The following is a 17326-nucleotide window of genomic DNA, read 5'->3' on the forward strand; positions in this document are numbered from 1 at the left end:
GCCGTGGTCTCGGTCACATGAGTTCCGTTGAGCAGTCTCCTCGCGGCGCCACGGACCGCTTCACAACGTCATTCGCCCCGGATCAAGGAGTGAGAGTGTATGAACGGCGGGCTAACCTTGCCGAGCCGCAGATCAGTGTTGCGCGGCGGCCTGGCCGGTGCCGGAGCGCTGGCCGCCGCGTCCGCTCTGGGCGGGTGCGGCAGCCCGGCGTCCCGAAACGATCCGTTGGAATTCTGGAACTTCTATGCGCCCACGACGCAGTCGGAACCGGATCTGAAAGCCCAGAATGACTGGTTCATGGACGCCATCGGGGACTGGAACAAAGCGAACGCCCAGCAGATCAGGCCGGTGTTCATCCCCGCCTACACTGAACCGACCAATACCCGCCTGGCGACGTCATTCGCTTCCGGGGCCGGCCCCGATATCTTCCTGATCAGCCCTGGCGATTTCCTCCGGTACTACAACGGCGGGGCGCTTCAGGACCTCCGCCCGTACATGAGCCAGGAGGCTGTCGACGATTTCCCGGACGCCACCTTGAGCACCCGGGCTGCCGACGGCGGAATCTACGCGATCCCGATGGAAGTGGAACCACTGGCCATGTTCTACTCCCGGCCGGCATGGGAAAAAGCGGGGTTGTCCGAAGGCGACATCCCCAAGACCTGGGAAGAGATGCTCAACGTGGCCGAAAAGCTGGTCACCCCGAAACAAACTGGCGTGGTCTTCGAAACGACGCCGGGCTACTACCAGAACTTCCTTTGGTACCCGTGGCTGTGGCAGGGAGGCGGCAACGTCGTCGATCCTCAATCCCAGCAGGCGGCATTCAGCAGCGACGCGACGGTGCAGGCATTGAACCTGTTTGGCGACGCCATTTCCCGTGGTGTGGCGCCCAGGACAGTTCCCGCCGGAGGGGACATCCCGGCAGCATTCCAGCAGGGTTTCGCCGCCATGTGGGAATCGGGCATTTATGAGGTATCGGCGTTCAACGGACGCGCCCCGGATTTCGATTACGGTGTCTTTCCGCTGCCGACCCCCGAGGGCGGGCGCCCCAGGACCTGTCTGGGCGGGTGGTCGTTCTGCGTCAACTCACAGGGCCGGAACCCGGATGCGGCCGCACGCTTCGTCGTCGAAACCCTGGCCAGCATGAGTGAAAAAAGCATCAAGCGCCTGACCAAATGGTGCTCGGTGGCCAAAACGGACATGCCACCGCGGAAATCGGTTGAGCGGCGGATGGCGCAGATGGGCGTCTTCGACGACCCGGTGATGCGTACCTTCCACGAGGACATCCTGCCGGACGGCAGGCCGGAACCACGCTACCCACCGATGCTCTACAAGAGCGTTTCCAACGCCATTCAGGGCGTGCAGCAGGCAGGCGGTAAAGCAACCGATCAGGCCGACGTCGCCCACCAGGCCATCGAGAGCTTCCTGACAACGTACGAGGGAGGGTCGCTGATATGAGTGAGCGGACCCAACAAGACCTGGCCGGACAGGGGACCACCGTCCGGCGCGGACCACCGCAGTCCCCCAGGGGAGGCGGCACGCGTGCCGCACCACCCAGAGGAAAATCCAGCAACGCCCGCTCCCGGGAAAAGCGCGAGCGGCGGGCTGCACTGCTGTTCCTGCTGCCGGACTCGCTGGGGCTGTTCACCTTTGTCTTCATCCCCATGGTGCTGGCTATCGCCCTGGGATTCTTCAGTATGGATGGTTTCGGAAACCTGTCATTCATCGGCGTCGACAATTTCATCCGGATGGCCAACGACCCGCAGTTCTGGCAAAGCGTGCGGGTGACGCTGGTCTACCTGTTCGTGCTGGTCCCGGCCATCTTCGTGGTCGCGCTGGCGCTGGCGCTGCTGGTGCAGCAGAAATTCCCCGGGGTCGGCGCGGTCCGCAGCGCCCTGTTCGCCCCCTACGTGATCAGTTTGGTCGTCGTCGGCTTGATCTGGCAGTTCATGCTCTCCGACCGGGTGGGAGTCATCAGTCGCATGCTGGCGCCGTTCGGGTTGCAGGATGTCTCGTGGCTGGGCAATCCGCAGCTGACGCTGGGCACCATCATCTTCATCTGCGTGTGGTTCCAAATGGGCTACTACATGATCATTTTCCTGGCCGGACTGCAGGACATTCCGGCCGAATACTACGAGGCGGCGCGGATCGATGGAACAACCGCGTGGCAACGGCTGACGCGGATCACCCTGCCGCTGCTGGGACCGACGAGTTTCTTCGTGCTGATCACGGCAACGATTGCGGTGATCACCGGCGGCTTCGACCTCATCTACATCATGACCGGGGGAGGGCCGGCCGGAGCAACATCACTGCTGATCTTCTACATCTACGAGCAAGCGTTCTTGTTTGGAGAGTACGGATACGCCGCGGCCATCGGATCAACCCTGATCGTGGTGCTGATGCTCTGGTCCCTGTTGCTCTTCAAACTGACACGCGGAGGCCGGGTTAACGATGGCTCTTGATACACGTGCAACAAATTCAACCACAGGCAGCGCGCGCCGGCGTCCCCGTGCCGACAGGAAGTGGACCCGGCGGAACATTGTGCTGCTCACGGTGGGCACTGTCCTTGGCCTACTCACCATCTTTCCGTTGTTATGGATGGTCTCCGGCGCGTTCAAGCCCGAGGACGAAATCTGGAACATGTCGCTGCTGCCTTCCTCGCCGACGCTGGACAACTTCATATACGTCTTCACCGAAGTGCCGTTCCTGCGTTACATGTTCAACAGCTTCTTCGTATCGGCCGTGGTCACCGTCGCGGCACTGCTGTTTCATTCGATGGCGGCCTACGCGCTGGCGCGGCTCAAATTCCGCGGCCGGGAGACCATATTCATGGTCATCTTCTCCACCCTGCTGGTGAGCCTGCCGGTGGTGCTGATCCCCACCTTCGTCGTCGTCCGCACGCTGGGGCTGCTCGACAGCTACGCCGGCCTGATCATCCCGATGATCTTCAATGCCTTCGGCATCTTCCTGCTGCGCCAGTTCTACCTGGGACTGCCTGACGAATTGGAGGAAGCCGCCATGATCGATGGAGCCGGCTACTGGAGGATTTTCTGGAATGTGGTGCTGCCGCTGTCCAAGCCGATCTTGTCGGCGCTGGCCGTGTTCTTCTTCCTCGCCAACTGGAATTCGTTCATCTGGCCGCTGACCATTACAGCCAACCCGGACTTGCGGGTGGTCCAAGTCGGCATCGCCACCTTCCAGCAGCAATACGCGGCGAATTGGAACTACGTGCTGGCGGCGGCGACAGTGGCAGCTGCCCCGACGCTGCTGATGTTCTTCTTCTTCCAGAAGCAGATCGTCGCCTCCATCAAGACCAGCGGCATCAAATAAGCGCAAAAAGGGAGTGACATGACCGACGTCGTGCTGGGTGTCGACATCGGCACCAGCAGCAGCAAGGGTGTGCTGGTCGATGTGGCGGGCAATGTGCTGGCCAGCGAGACCCGTGAACATCATGTGGACCGTCCCCATCCGGGCTGGGTGGAAATGGACGGCGGCATCTGGTGGGACGAATTCGCCGCTATCAGCCGCGCTTTAGTGCACGACGGCGACAATGTCACCGCCGTGGGGGTCAGCGGGATGGGGCCGTGCGTGTTGTTGACCGACGACGGCGGCCGGCCGTTGCGTCCGGCGATTCTCTACGGGGTGGATACCCGGGCCACCGTCGAAATCGCTGAACTGACCGAGCGGTTCGGCGGCGATGAAGCGATTATCAACCGGTGCGGTTCTGCGCTGTCCACGCAGGCGGTGGGTCCGAAGCTGGCCTGGATGGATGCGCACGAACCGGATGTGATGGCCAGGGCGCGCAGGCTGTTCATGCCGTCGTCCTGGCTGGTCCACCGGCTCACCGGCAGCTACGTGCTTGACCACCATTCGGCCAGCCAGTCCACACCGCTCTATGACACCGAGGCCCTTGATTGGTATGAACCGTGGGCAGGCGACATCGCCCCGCACCTGGACTTACCGCCGCTGGTGTGGCCAACCGATATCGCCGGCACCGTGACCGCGGAGGCGGCCAAAGAAACCGGCTTGCCAGAAGGCATCCCGGTGGTCGCCGGGACCATTGATGCCTGGAGCGAAGCGGTCAGCGTGGATGCGCAGAACCCGGGCGATCTGATGCTGATGTACGGCACGACCATGTTCCTGGTGCACACCGTTGAGCAGCGGGTGAGCACTCCCAATCTGTGGGGCACGATCGGGGCGCTCGAAGGAACCCGCAGCCTGGCCGGCGGCATGGCCACCTCAGGAGGGATCACCGGCTGGCTGAAGGAGCTGTTCGGGTCCCCCGACTATCCGCAATTGCTCTCCGAATCCGACCAATCCGGTCCCGGCGCGCGGGGGCTGCTGATGCTGCCCTACTTCGCGGGCGAACGCACGCCCATCGCGGATCCGGACGCCCGCGGGGTTGTGGCCGGGCTGACGCTGTCCCATGGCCGCGGCGACATCTACCGGGCGGCTTTGGAAGCGACAGCCCTGGGAGTGCGGCACAATATCGAATCCATGGAAGCGGCCGGCGGGTCCATCGAGCGGATCGTGGCCGTCGGCGGCGGTACCCAAGGCGAGCTGTGGACGCAGATCGTCTCCGATGTCACCGGCCGGGAACAACTGGTGCCGGCGAAAACCATCGGCGCCAGCTACGGTGCCGCCTATCTGGCGGGCCGCTCGGCAGGTGCACCGACGGGATCCGGCGTCGACATTGCCGCATGGAACCCGCCGTCGCACACCGTCACCCCCAACCTCGGGCTGCGGCAGGACTACGACGAACTGTACGACCTCTACCGGCAGCTTTATCCAAGCACCCAGGCGGTGCAGCACGCCCTGGCCGACCGCCAGCACAGATTATCCAACGCGACAGACACCAGGAGTAATGCATGAAACGCTACGTCTTCCCCGAACGGCTCGAACGCCCGCACCGGTTGGAAAACACTATCTACACCGTGGCCAGCGGTGATCTGCGGCCCAGTGCCAATGAAGAGGGCTGGCCCACCCAGGAAAAACTGGAGAAAGACTTTGGCGCCGCCGTCGAACACCGCGGCTACGGCGTCGAACGCGCCCACGGCATTGACCTGGTGACCGGGCACGGGTTCACCACCAGCCAGCGGGCCGGTATGGAGGTGTTCAAGAACATTCCGGCCGACGCACCGCTGGTGGTGGTGAACGCCATCTGGCAGTACAGCCACCACCTGCTGGCAGGTCTGCGCTCGCACCGGGGACCTGTCCTCATCGTCGGCAACTTTGCCGGTGACTTTCCCGGCCTGGTGGGTCTGCTGAACCTGACGGCATCACTGACCAAGGCCGCAGTGGGGCACTCCATCCTGTGGAGCAAGGACTTCACCGACGTATGGGCACTGGAGAAGCTCGATGAATGGCTGGCCACCGGCACCATTGAGCACGACGTGTCCCATGTGCGGGACCTGCCGGCGCTGCCCCGCTCGGAGGAGAGGCGGCTGGGTGCCGCGCTGGCCGAGCAGCTCAAGGACGAAAAGGCCATCATCGGCATCTTTGATGAGGGTTGCATGGGAATGTACAACGCCATCTTCGACGACGAAATGCTCAACCGGCTGGGCATCTACAAGGAACGGCTCTCCCAGGCGGCGCTGCTGGCCGAGATGGGCCGGGTTCGGGATGAAGAAGCGGTGGCGGCGCGGCGATGGCTGGAAGAGGCAGGATTCACCTTCCATTTCGGCACCGACGAGACCAGCGACCTGACCGAGGCGCAGGTCCACTCACAAATGAAGATGTACATCGCGGCGGTGCGCATCGCCGATGATTTCGGCGCCGATGCCATCGGTATCCAATACCAGCAAGGGCTCAAGGACATGGCACCGGCCTCCGATCTGCCCGAGGGGCTGCTGAACAACGTGGAACGACCGGCGGTGTTCTCCCGGGACGGTTCCCGCGAGCTCTATGCCGGAACCTCGCTGCCGCACTTCAATGAGGTCGACGAGGGCGTCGCCGTTGACACCCTGATCACCACCCGCCTGTTCAACGCGATGGGGCTGGATCCGGCCAACACCCTCCACGACATCCGCTGGGGCGAGGAATACGACGGCGAATTCGTCTGGGTCTTCGAGATTTCCGGATCGGTGCCGGCCTCCCACAACGGCGGTTACGGTAAGTCCTACGGGATGCGCCAGCCACCGATGTTCTTCCCCAGGGGCGGATCCACCCTGTCCGGTGTATCGAAACCCGGTGAAATCGTCTGGTCCAGGATCTTCATCATGAACGGGGCGCTGCACGCCGACATCGGGCGCGGGCACGTCGTCGAACTGCCCGAGGAAGAGACCCGGCGCAGGCTGGATGCCACCGACCCTCAGTGGCCCATCATGCACGCGGTGCTGAACGGGGTGGACCGGAACCAATTGATGGCCCGACATAAGGCCAACCACGTCCAGGTCGTCTACGCGCCGGACGCCGACATCGCCGATAAGGCATTAACCGCCAAGGCCGCCATGATGGATGAGCTGGGCATCACCGTTCATCTGTGCGGCGAGGTCAACCTGTAGCGGGAGGGACCCTGATGGACAATCTGCTGCTCAATGTCCACAACGTCAGTAAGAGCTTCCCCGGGGTCAAGGCGCTGGCGGATGTGGGGCTGGACGTACGCCACAATGAAGTGCTGGCCCTGGTGGGTGAAAACGGGGCGGGAAAATCGACGTTGATGAAGCTGCTGTCCGGCATCCACGCCCCGGACAGCGGATCGTTCGAACTCGACGGCCGGCCGATCCAGGTGCAGAGCCCCAAACAGGCCCAGGAACTGGGAATCAGCATCATCCACCAGGAATTCAACCTGATGCCGGACCTGACGGTGGCCCAGAACATCTACATCGGCCGTGAACCGCGCAGTGGAAACTTCCTGCTCAACGACCGCAGACTCAATGCCCGGGCGGCGGAGCTCTTCGCGCGGATCCGGATCGACCTGGATCCGAAGAGCAAGGTCGGCGACCTCACCGTGGCGAAGCAGCAGATGGTGGAGATCGCCAAGGCGCTGTCCCACGACTCAAAAGTGCTGATCATGGACGAGCCGACGGCGGCGCTCAACGAGGCCGAGGTGGCCGCGCTCCACGAAATCATCCGCAACTTCAAGAGCGAATCGACAGGCGTCATCTACATCTCGCACCGGATGGACGAGATCAACGAGATCGCCGACCGGGTCACCGTGCTGCGCGACGGCGGGTACGTGGACACCGTCGACGCCGGATCCACCCCGATCCGCGACGTCATCTCCATGATGGTCGGACGCCGGCTGTCGACCGAGCAGCGGCCCGATCCCGCTCCCGCCGGTACTGACGTGGTGCTTGCCGCCGACGGTGTGTCCACCCGGGACATGCTCAGCGGTGTCAGCTTCGAACTGCGCGCCGGCGAGATCCTCGGTTTCGCCGGGCTGATGGGTGCCGGTCGCACCGAAGTCGCCCGTGCCATTGTTGGTGCCGACAGGATCACCGCCGGGAGCATCGAAGTCCACGGGCGGCAACAGAAGATTCCCAATCCCGCGGCCGCGGCCTCCTTGGGCATCGGGTATTTGTCCGAAGACCGCAAGCATCTGGGCCTGCTGCTGGACCGGAACGTGAAGGAAAACATCGCGCTGAGCTCGCTGGGCAGATTCAGCGGCGGCGGGTTCATGAAAGGCAAGGCTATGGCCGCCAAGGCCCAGGAACTGGTTGGCACCTTGCGGATCAAGACCCCCAGCGTTAACCAACCGGCCAGGAACCTCTCCGGCGGCAACCAGCAAAAGGTCGTCATTGCCAAGTGGCTGCTCAAGGACTGCGACATTCTGATCTTCGACGAACCGACCCGCGGCATCGACGTCGGGGCCAAGGAGGAAATCTATACGCTGCTCAACGAGCTGGCCTCGCAGGGCAAATCGATCATTATGATCTCCTCCGAGCTGCCCGAGGTGCTCCGGCTCTCGCACCGCATCGTCGTGATGTGCGAGGGCCGTGTCGCCGGCTCGCTGTCCAATGACGAGGCTGATCAGGAAAACATCATGGAAATGGCCACCCGCTTCGGGGCCGACGACGTCGTGCCTGCCGGCGCGGAACCGGCAGGAGGAACACAGTGAGTACAGTTCAAGCCGCCAAGTCGGAGTCCCGAACACACACAGGCGATACGGCCGGGCGAACGTTGTCGGGCCGGTTGCGTTCCTCGCTGCAGCAGTTCCTGGCCTTCGCCAGCCTGATTGCGCTGGTGATCTTCTTCAGCATCGCCAGCGGCAAGTTCATGACGCTGTCGAACATTTCGGGCATTCTGCTGGCGACATCGGTGATCGGCATCCTGGCCCTGGGCACCACTTTCGTGATTATCTCGGGCGGTATTGACTTGTCGATCGGGACCGGGATGACGCTCTGCTCAGTGATGACCGGCGTCTTCCTCACCTATCTGGGTCTGCCGCTGATAGTCGGTGTCATTGGCGGGATCCTCACCGGTGCGGTGATGGGACTGGTCAACGGAACATTGATCGCGGCGCTGAAGATCCCGCCGTTCATCGCCACGCTGGCGATGATGATGATCGCCGAGGGGCTGGCGCTGGTGATTTCCGGGACCTCGCCGATCTATTTCGGCAGCACTCCGGGGTTTACCAATCTTGCCCTTGGCTCCGTCATTCCAGGGTTGAGCATTCCCAATGCCGTGCTCATCATTTTCATTGCCGCCGTGCTGGCCGGGGTGACGATGAGCAAGACCATCATCGGCCGCTACACATTCTCCATCGGGTCCAATGAAGATGCGACAGCGCTGTCCGGAGTGAACGTGAAGAAGTGGAAGGTGTTGATCTACACCTTCGCCGGAGCCTTCACCGGCCTGGCCGGCGTCGTCATGGCGTCCCGACTGAGCTCGGCCCAACCGGGCCTGGGAATGGGGTACGAACTGGAGGCGATTGCCGCCGTCATTATCGGCGGGACGTCCCTGCAGGGCGGCAAGGGGTCGATCATCGGCACGGTCATCGGTGCGCTGATCATGTCCGTATTGACCAACGGACTGCGCATCATGTCCATCCCCCAGGAATGGCAGAACGTGGCGGTCGGGGCCGTCATCCTGCTCGCCGTCTACCTCGACATGCTGCGGCGGAAGGAAACCAGTTGAATCGCGACAAAGGAGTTCGAGCAATGCGTAGGAAAATCATGGCCGCGGCCGGTGCCGCAGCCCTTGCCCTTTCGCTGTCGGCATGCGGCGGTGGATCCACGGGGAACGAATCCGGTGGCGGCGACGGCAAGCCGTACGTCGCCATTGTGTCCAAAGGCTTCCAGCACCAGTTCTGGCAGGCCGTCAAAGACGGCGCCGAGAAAGCGGCCAAAGACTACAACGTCAGGATCACCTTCCAAGGCCCGGACACCGAGTCCAATGTGGCCCAGCAGATCGAAATGCTGACGTCGGCGTTGAACAAGAACCCGGACGCACTGGCGCTGGCCGCCTTGGACAGCAAGGCCGCCGCGCCGCTGCTCGAAACGGCCAAGAGCAAAGACATTCCCGTCGTCGCGTTCGATTCGGGCGTCGACAGCGAAATCCCCGTGTCAACGGTGGCCACCGACAATAAAGCCGCGGCTGCCGAGGCGGCCAAGCACATGGCCAAGCGCATCGGCGGTGAAGGGCAGGTAGCCATCGTGGCCCATGACCAGACGTCCAAATCCGGAAAACACCGCAGGGACGGATTCGTCAACTGGATGAAGAAAAACGCGCCCGGAATCGAGATCGTCGACATTCAATACGGCGGCGGCGACCAGCTCAAGTCCACCGACCTGGCCAAGGCCATGATCCAGGCCAACCCGAAGCTGGATGGGCTGTATGGGACCAACGAAGGTTCCGCCATCGGTATCGTCAACGCCGTCCAGGAACTCGGCATGAAGGGGGACGTGACGGTGGTTGGGTTCGACTCCGGCAAGGCTCAGCTCAAGGCAATTCGCAGCGGCCTGATGGCCGGGGCGGTGACCCAGAACCCGATCGGCATCGGATACAAGACAGTGGAAACAGCGGTGAAGGCCATGAAGGGGAAAGACGTCAAGCAAACCATCGATACCGGCTACTACTGGTACGACAAGGAGAACATGGATAAGCCGAAGATCGCCGAAAACCTGTATAAGTAGCCTCACCGGCGGGGCAGCTACGTATAGATGTCCCGCCGGTGGAACGCCGCGACGGCGAGAATCACGAACAGCACGGCGAAGCAGGTGATGCCGGCAAAGCCGCTGCCGTCGATCCCTTCTTCAATGGCCGAGCCGTAGTGGTGGAAGACAGACAGCACCCGGGCATCTTCGAGGTCTTCGGAGAGGTTGCCAATCACGTCCAGCAGGTACATGCCCAGCAGCAGCACGCCCGGAATGGCGATTCCGAACAACCGCCGGTGGAAGATCGCGGAACAGAGCAGCGCCAACGACCCGAAGAACATGCACAAGGGCCACAGGTTGAGCACTGCGGCCGCGGCGTCGGAGAAGTCGAGGTCGACGCCGACCAGCAGCGCCGTTGACCACATCAGCAATCCGATGATGACGACGACGGCCAGCAGCGAAATGGCAACGGCCAGGAAGCTGCCGACCACCACGAGCCAACGCGGCAACGGATTGCTGAACAGCACGTCGATAGTGCCGCGCTCCTCCGCCCCGGCGATCACTGCAGACAGCGACAACATGGGAAAGAACGCCAGCGCCAGTGGTGTGACAATGCTGAAGGCCTCCGCCGACAGGAAACCCTCGATGGTTCCAATGTCGGTGATGCCCAGACCCTCGCGCATCCCTTCGGGAATAGCCGCTGTCAGGTTCTCCAGATCGGAGAAGGAGGGAAAAATCGCGACCATGGCCGCCGTGTAGAGGCCCAGTGCCAGCGACCAGCCAATCACCGCCCTGACCTGCAGTTGCAGTTGGTGGCCGATGAAGTGCACCAGCTTCGCCGCCGCCGGTACCTGGCGTCCCAAGGGCGCGGCCCCGGTGCCGGGTGCTTCGCGGTTCGCAGTGCTCATGGCATGCCCCGTTCCTGCGGATCGGCGTAGTAGGTCATGAAGATTTCCTCCAGCGGCGGCCGCTCAAAGTCGATATCAACGACTGTGTGTCTGGCCGCCAGCTTCACCACGTCGTCGTAATTTCCGTAGAGGGTGAAGGACAGCGAGTTTGAGTCGTGATCGAAGTTGTCGACACCGGCCAGGGCCGCAAATTTGCGCATCTCCTTGTTCTTCAGCTGCCGGGCGAAGGCGATGCGGACATGGCGGAACGACTTATTGATGATTTCCGACGTCGGCTCGACCGCTGCCAGCCGCCCTCCACGAATCACCGCGATGCGGTCGCAAATCCGCTCCACCTCGCCGAGCACATGGGAGGAGAAAAAGACCGTGCGCCCCTCATCGCGGACCTCCGCGATGAGGGCCAGGAACTCTTCCCGGACCAGCGGGTCGAGACCTCCGGTGGGCTCATCCAGAATCAGCAGCTCCGGACGGTGGAACATGGCCAGCACCAGTCCCACCTTCTGCTTGTTTCCGCGGGATAAACGGCGCATCGGCCGCTTCAGGTCGGCGCCCAGCCGACCGGCCAGATGGCGCGCGTAATCGAGGGATTCCACCCCGCGCAGCCGGGCGAAATACCGCAGCATCGCCTCGCCTGTCATCCGGTCTTCGAGGGTGAACTCACCGGGCAGATTGCCCACCCTCGAGCGAATCTGCACACTGTCCCGTCGGCTGTCGAGCCCGAAGACGCTGGCCGTGCCCGACGCCGGCCGTTGGAATCCCAGCAGGGTGCGGATCGTCGTCGTTTTACCTGCGCCGTTGGGGCCGAGGAACCCGAAGATTTCGCCGCTGTCCACCTGGAGGTCGACGTCGACAATGCCCCGGTTTTTGCCGTACGTCTTGGTCAGCTTGTCGGTTTCGATGACCGCCGCCATCGGGTCCTCCCTAACGGTATTTGCGGTGCAGATTCTCCTTGTCGGACGGGCCGGAGACCGGTTCCGTGATCCAGGGGCCGGTGCCTTCTGACGGATCCACGATGCCCGTTTCGAGCCAGCTGTAGTTCCCCTCCAGGATCCGGCTGGACAGCTTACGGTCCGCGGTGTCGGTGTTGCGCCACAGCTCGGTGAACAGTTGGCGGATCCGCGTCCGGGACTGGTCGCAGAAGGTGTCCGCCAATTCGTAGGCGCTCTTGGCCCGGGCGGGGTCCTGCCGGCTGATCAGGTCGGCGTGGGTGCAGGAGGCCGACATGGCGAACAGCTCCGCACCGATGTCGACGATGCGGCCCAGGAAGATCTGGCGCTGTTCGAGTTTGGCCTGCCAGCGGCCCATGCCCATGAAGGTGTTCCGCGCCAGGCGGCGGGAGGCGCGTTCGACGAACCTCAGGTGCCGGGCCAGCCGGCCAAAGTCGCCGTAGCTGCGGGGGTCCATGCCCTCGCCGGTGAGCAGCTGGGGCAGCCAGCGCCCGTAGAATCCCGAAGCCCCGGCGGCCGCCTTCAACTTGGCCGACAGCTCGGCGTCGGGGGAGGCGAGGTCACCGGCCGCCTTCAGGTGCGCGTCCACCGCTTCACGGGCGATGAGCAGATGCATGATCTCGGAGGAACCTTCGAAGATCCGGTTGATCCGCAGGTCCCGCAACAGTTGTTCGGCCGGCACCGCCCGTTCTCCCCGGGCCGCCAGCGACGCGGCCGTCTCGTAGCCGCGTCCGCCGCGGATCTGCACCAGCTCGTCGGCCACTCGATAGGACATCTCGCTGGACCACAGCTTGGCCAGCGCCGCCTCGATCCGCACGTCCTTCATCCCGCTGTCGGCCAGCGCCGCGGACAGTTCGAAGACAGCCTCCAGGGCGAACGCCGTCGCGCCGATGAAGGAGATCTTCTGCGCCACCGCCTCGTGCTTGCCCACCGGCTTGCCCCACTGCACCCGGGCGTTGGACCATTCCCGGGCGATCTTCAGCGACCACTTGCCGCCGGCGGCGCAGATGGCGGGGATGGACAGCCGCCCGGTGTTCAGCGTGGTCAGCGCGATTTTCAGCCCGTGCCCTTCGGCGCCCAGCCGATTGTCGACCGGGACGCGGACATCGTGGAACCGGGTCACGCCGTTCTCGATGCCCTTGAGCCCCATAAAGGTGTTCCGGTTCTCCACCGTCATGCCGTCCGCGTCGGCCTCGACGACGAAGGCGGAGATCCCGCCCTTGCCGCCGTCGTGCGGTGGAACCTTTGCCATCACCACCACCAGTTCGGCTATGACGCCGTTGGTGGTCCACAGCTTGGAGCCGTTAATCAGGTAGGCCGAGCCGTCCTCGGTCGGCGTCGCCGTCGCGTTCATCCGCGCCGGGTCCGAGCCGACGTCAGGCTCGGTGAGCAGGAATGCGGTGACCGACCCGGCGGCGCACCGGGGCAGGTACTCGCGCTTCTGGGCTTCGGTGCCGAAGACCTTCACCGGCTCCGGCACCCCAATGGACTGGTGGGCCGAGGCCAGCGCCCCGAAGCTGGGATGGACGGAACTGAGCAGCATCAGCGCCCGACCGTAGTAGGTCAGCGACAGCCCCAGGCCGCCGTACTCCTTGGGGATCTTCATCCCGAATACGCCGAGTTCCGCCAGGCCGTTAAGGTACTCGTCCGGGATCTTCGCTTCACGTTCAATCCGTGCGCTGTCCAAGGTCCGGCAATACGTGTCCAGCTGAGCCAGGAACTCCTCACCTTCGGCCCGCTCGTCCGCCGTTGGCGTCGGATGCGGATGGATCAGGGACAGATCGAAGTCGCCCAGGTACAGCCCCTTGGCGAAACTGGGCTTGCTCCATTCGGTTTCCCTCGCCGCCTCCGCCGTTTCCCGGGCAGCGCGCTCGCTGACGTGGCCGTCGGTTTGGTGTGCGGTCTCGGCGCTCATGGCAACCCCCTTGTGGCGGGCCCGTCGCGGTCCGTCAGACCCTACGCTTAATCCATATGCTACTCGCGGGTAACCGGAAAGACGAGGGGTCGGAGCGCCAGCGGGAGGTTCCGCCGGGATGCCCCTTGGACGCGCCGCTCAGCCGCCGAACTGCTGCCGGAGCAGGAACCGCTGGATCTTGCCGCTCGGCGTCTTGGGCAGCTCGCTGACAAAATGCACGGTGCGCGGGTAGGCGTGCGCGGCGTATTGCTTCTTGACCAGTTGCTGCAGATCCGTCTCCAGTTCGGTGTTCTGCTGCCCGCCTTGCGCCGCGGCGCTGGCCAGCACCACGCAGGCTTCCAGCCGCTCGCCGCGCAATTCATCGGGCACGCCGATCACGGCCACCTCCGCCACCGCGGGGTGGGTGGACATCACCGACTCGACCTCGAACGGGCCGATCCGGTACCCGGCCATGATCACGACGTCGTCGTCGCGGGAGGAGAAGAAAAAGAAACCGTCCTCGTCCACCCGGCCGCTGTCTCCGGTGATGTACCAACGGCCGTCGGCACTGTACCGGTCGGCGGTCTTCTCCGGTTCTCCGGTGTAGCCGGCAAACCACATCAGCGTGCTGGAGGGCACGTCGATGGCGACCCGGCCGGTGGTGCCGGGTTCGGCAGGTTTGTCCGACTCCATCTCCAGCACCGCGGTGGTGTAACCGGGCATCGGCTGGCCCATGGAACCGGGCCGCAGTTCCGTGCGGATCTCGTCGTGCCAGCCGTTGACGATGCACATGCCCATCTCGGTCTGGCCATAGTGGTCGCGGATTTCGGTGCCAAGGTGCCGCCGCGACCATTCAATCGTGTCGGCATCGAGCGGTTCACCCGCACTGGAGGCGCGCCGCAGCGCCAGCCCCTTGCCGCCGTCGGGCCTCGCCGCACGCATGGTGCGGAAGATAGTGGGGGCGGCGGCGAAGTTGGTGATCCGGAACTTTTCCAGCACCCGCCACGCCAGTTCCGGGTCGAAACCGGTCGTCAGCAGCAGGCTGGTGCGGCCGGCGTAGAGCGGTCCGAGGATGCCGTAGTAGAGACCGTACGCCCAGCCCGGGTCGGCCGCGTTCCAGAAGATATCGTCGGCGGCCACGTCGAGCCCGTAGTGCATATATGCCTCGAAGGCGACCAATGCGCTGACCGGAACCGGGACGCCTTTGGGGCTGCCGGTGGTGCCGGAGGTGAAGATTTCCACCAGCGGATCGGCAAGCGTCAACGAAGCCGGCGGGAAGCCCGGCGCATGCGAATCGAGCAGCGGATCCAGGGACAGTTCACTATCCGACGGTTCGGCCTCCCCACCTGCAATAATCAGCTGCAGGTCCAGCTCTTCGGCCAGCCCGTCATCGATCAGCTTGTTCCGCTGGCCGGCATCGACGACGACGACGGCGGCCCCGCTGCGCTCGACCCGCACCCTGATGGCCTCGCTGGCGAAGGCGGTGAAGAGCGGAACGTGCACGGCGCCCAGGCGCCACAGCCCCATCAGCACCACGACCAGATTGGCGCTCTTGCCCATCAACGTGGCCACCCGGTCGCCGGGTTTCACCCCCAACGCTTCGAACGCCGCCGCTGCCTGCTCCGACCGGTCCTGCAGCCAGGCGTAGGACAGCTCCGTGGCGTTGAGGTCGGCGTCGACGATGGTGAAGGCGCTCGCCGCCGGGTCGTGCCGATCGCATAACAGGTCTGCGGGAACCAGGGTTGCAGCTGGCTGGCCTTTCGGTTGAAGAGGTGCCGACATAAACCGCTCCGTCCTGCTCGGGTGGCGGCCGGTGGGACAAAGACCGCTACGTGGAATCTATCGCGCCGATGGCCGGAGGGGAAGCAGGGCTTTACTCAACAGTGGAATGAAGCATCCACCAGCCAAAGACTGGCAGCGATATACGCGAAAGGGGAGACCCACAGGCCCACCACCCACGGCCATGGGCGGGGCGTGCGGAGACTGGCCATCGCCCCGGCGAGACCGACGGCGGTGGCGGCAGCGGCAGGGACCATTACGGCGGTCAACCCCACCGGCGTGCACAACGGGATCAGCAGCCAGACCACGGAACCGCCCAGCAGAACCGCACCTTGGGACAAGAGGGCCAATAATGCCGGAAACCACAGACCGGCCAGCGCCAGTGCCGACCAGCTCGCGGCCGCCAGTCGGGACGTCCGGGGCCACAGCGTCGGCCGGACCCGGTAGGCGGCCAGCGGCACCAGGATCAGCGAGGCGACGAACCCCAGCAGTGGAATGCTGAAGGCCACCAGCGCCGGAAGGCTCAGCAGTGCGACACGGCCCACCGTCCGGAAAGATACGGTGCCCATATCGTCCCCTTCATTCCCGAAGCCGCTCGGTTATCAGTGTATGCCTCTCCGTCATACTGAAAACATGCTCCCGGTCCCGATTCCCGCTGGCGCCATTGAGCTGCGTGATGCGCGGTCCGGGACAGCCCGCCACGTCACGCTGCGCCCCTTCCGGATCGGACAAACCCAAGTGACGCAAGGCGACTGGGCCGCGGTGGCGTCCGGCGCCCCCGGCCAACCCGCCGAATCCACCGGAGCCGCGCACCGGGAACCGGAAATCCCGGTTCATGCTGTGACCTGGTTCGACGCGGTGCAATGGTGCAATGCTGCCTCAGTAGCATCCGGAATCGCCCCGGCCTACCGGATCCGCGGACGGGAAGTGACCTGGGACGTCAGTTCGGACGGCTTCCGGCTGCCCACCGAGGCGGAGTGGGAATGGTGCTGGGACTACGCCGACATCGCACGCTACGCCGATTATCGAAGCCTCCGTGGAGGTGGCTGGATGGTCGGCCGAGGCTGACCGGGCCCGCGCCGACATTCAGGGCGCTCTTCCCATGGGCTGGACGCCGCTGCGCGGTCTATCGTGAACCGGTATGGAAAAGATTGACCTCGCGAAGCTGCATCGCGCCTACTACAGCCCGCCCGCCTCGCCTGTCCTGAAAAACTTCGGACCGGTGCCATACATTGCGATCGATGGGCGGGGTGCACCCGGCGGGCCCGCCCACAACGCCGCAATCGGTGCTCAATACCCGGTTGCCTACGCCGCGAAATTTGCCGCCAAGGCGCAAGGGCGTGACTTCGTCGTCGCCAAGCAAGAAGGCTTATGGTGGTTCGACGCCGGCGAGAAGCGGCCAGCCGCGCAGGTCCCACGCGAACAATGGAACTGGACGCTGCTGATCCGGGTTCCGGACTATATCGATGCGGCAGCCTTAAGCCGTGCGACGGCGGCCGCCGCGTCGAAGAAGCCAGAGCTGGAATCCATCGAGCAGGTCTACTTCAAGGAACTGGACGAGGGCGATTGCGTGCAAATGATGCATCACGGCCCGTTCGAAGATGAACCGCAGACGGTTGCGGCAATGAATGAGTTCATGGCGAACCGGGGGCTCGAGTACAACGGCGACCATCACGAGATCTACCTGACCGACATCAGGCGGACCCCCGCCGCCAAATGGCGCACCGTGCTCCGCTACCCGGTTAGATCCCGACAATGAGTGGC

15 protein-coding genes are annotated in these 17326 nt (G+C 64.1%); 10 read left to right on the top strand and 5 right to left on the bottom strand.

Annotation, left to right across the window (positions count from 1 at the left end; translation table 11 throughout):
* The first annotated feature begins 99 nt into the window (after window positions 1–99).
* From H535_RS0104790 to H535_RS0104825, 8 genes are all read left to right on the top strand, one after another.
* Entirely contained in the window at window positions 100–1455 is a 1356-nt protein-coding gene (locus tag H535_RS0104790; RefSeq protein ID WP_026818649.1) for an ABC transporter substrate-binding protein, read from the top strand.
* Window positions 1452–2459, top strand: a complete 1008-nt coding sequence (locus H535_RS23515) for a carbohydrate ABC transporter permease (RefSeq protein ID WP_081416445.1) — start codon at window positions 1452–1454, stop codon at window positions 2457–2459. The genes H535_RS0104790 and H535_RS23515 overlap by 4 nt, the downstream gene beginning before the upstream one ends.
* 91 nt (window positions 2460–2550) lie before the next feature.
* Window positions 2551–3327: a carbohydrate ABC transporter permease gene (locus tag H535_RS0104800; RefSeq protein WP_245580159.1), complete on the top strand. Its 777-nt coding sequence runs from the start codon at window positions 2551–2553 to the stop codon at window positions 3325–3327.
* Window positions 3328–3345: 18 nt separating this feature from the next.
* Window positions 3346–4869, top strand: coding sequence for an FGGY-family carbohydrate kinase (locus tag H535_RS0104805; RefSeq protein WP_026818651.1), 1524 nt, complete (start codon window positions 3346–3348; stop codon window positions 4867–4869).
* The gene (locus tag H535_RS0104810) at window positions 4866–6500 is read left to right on the top strand and encodes a fucose isomerase (RefSeq protein WP_026818652.1); all 1635 of its coding nucleotides are present in this window, start codon (window positions 4866–4868) and stop codon (window positions 6498–6500) included. Before H535_RS0104805 ends, H535_RS0104810 begins: the two co-directional genes overlap by 4 nt.
* A gap of 14 nt (window positions 6501–6514) precedes the next feature.
* On the top strand, window positions 6515–8056 hold the full coding sequence (locus H535_RS23520) for a sugar ABC transporter ATP-binding protein (RefSeq protein ID WP_035768397.1): 1542 nt from the start codon (window positions 6515–6517) through the stop codon (window positions 8054–8056).
* The gene (locus H535_RS0104820; protein WP_026818653.1) at window positions 8053–9075 is read left to right on the top strand and encodes an ABC transporter permease; all 1023 of its coding nucleotides are present in this window, start codon (window positions 8053–8055) and stop codon (window positions 9073–9075) included. Before H535_RS23520 ends, H535_RS0104820 begins: the two co-directional genes overlap by 4 nt.
* Window positions 9076–9098: 23 nt before the next feature.
* Window positions 9099–10073 (top strand): ABC transporter substrate-binding protein, encoded by a 975-nt coding sequence (locus H535_RS0104825; protein WP_026818654.1) that lies wholly within the window; start codon window positions 9099–9101, stop codon window positions 10071–10073.
* 17 nt (window positions 10074–10090) lie between these two features.
* Here the strand turns inward: H535_RS0104825 and H535_RS0104830 are convergent, their stop codons facing one another.
* From H535_RS0104830 to H535_RS0104850, 5 genes are all read right to left on the bottom strand, one after another.
* A complete protein-coding gene (locus tag H535_RS0104830) occupies window positions 10091–10942 on the bottom strand; it encodes an ABC transporter permease subunit (RefSeq protein ID WP_026818655.1) in 852 nt (283 codons plus the stop codon).
* A complete protein-coding gene (locus tag H535_RS0104835; protein ID WP_026818656.1) occupies window positions 10939–11853 on the bottom strand; it encodes an ABC transporter ATP-binding protein in 915 nt (304 codons plus the stop codon). Before H535_RS0104835 ends, H535_RS0104830 begins: the two co-directional genes overlap by 4 nt.
* A 10-nt stretch (window positions 11854–11863) precedes the next feature.
* Window positions 11864–13804: an acyl-CoA dehydrogenase family protein gene (locus H535_RS0104840; protein ID WP_026818657.1), complete on the bottom strand. Its 1941-nt coding sequence runs from the start codon at window positions 13802–13804 to the stop codon at window positions 11864–11866.
* A gap of 138 nt (window positions 13805–13942) precedes the next feature.
* Entirely contained in the window at window positions 13943–15565 is a 1623-nt protein-coding gene (locus H535_RS0104845; protein ID WP_026818658.1) for an AMP-binding protein, read from the bottom strand.
* Between the two features lie 95 nt (window positions 15566–15660).
* Window positions 15661–16131 carry a hypothetical protein gene (locus tag H535_RS0104850; RefSeq protein WP_026818659.1) on the bottom strand — a complete coding sequence of 157 codons (471 nt, stop codon included), beginning with the start codon at window positions 16129–16131 and terminating at the stop codon, window positions 15661–15663.
* 64 nt (window positions 16132–16195) lie between these two features.
* Between H535_RS0104850 and H535_RS0104855 the strand changes: the two genes are divergently transcribed.
* Window positions 16196–16630 carry a formylglycine-generating enzyme family protein gene (locus H535_RS0104855; RefSeq protein WP_026818660.1) on the top strand — a complete coding sequence of 145 codons (435 nt, stop codon included), beginning with the start codon at window positions 16196–16198 and terminating at the stop codon, window positions 16628–16630.
* A 73-nt stretch (window positions 16631–16703) separates the two neighbouring features.
* A complete protein-coding gene (locus H535_RS0104860; RefSeq protein WP_026818661.1) occupies window positions 16704–17321 on the top strand; it encodes a GyrI-like domain-containing protein in 618 nt (205 codons plus the stop codon).
* Window positions 17322–17326 lie beyond the last annotated feature (5 nt).

The organism is Arthrobacter castelli DSM 16402, assembly GCF_000430705.1.
Taxonomy (GTDB): Bacteria; Actinomycetota; Actinomycetes; order Actinomycetales; family Micrococcaceae; genus Arthrobacter_C; species Arthrobacter_C castelli.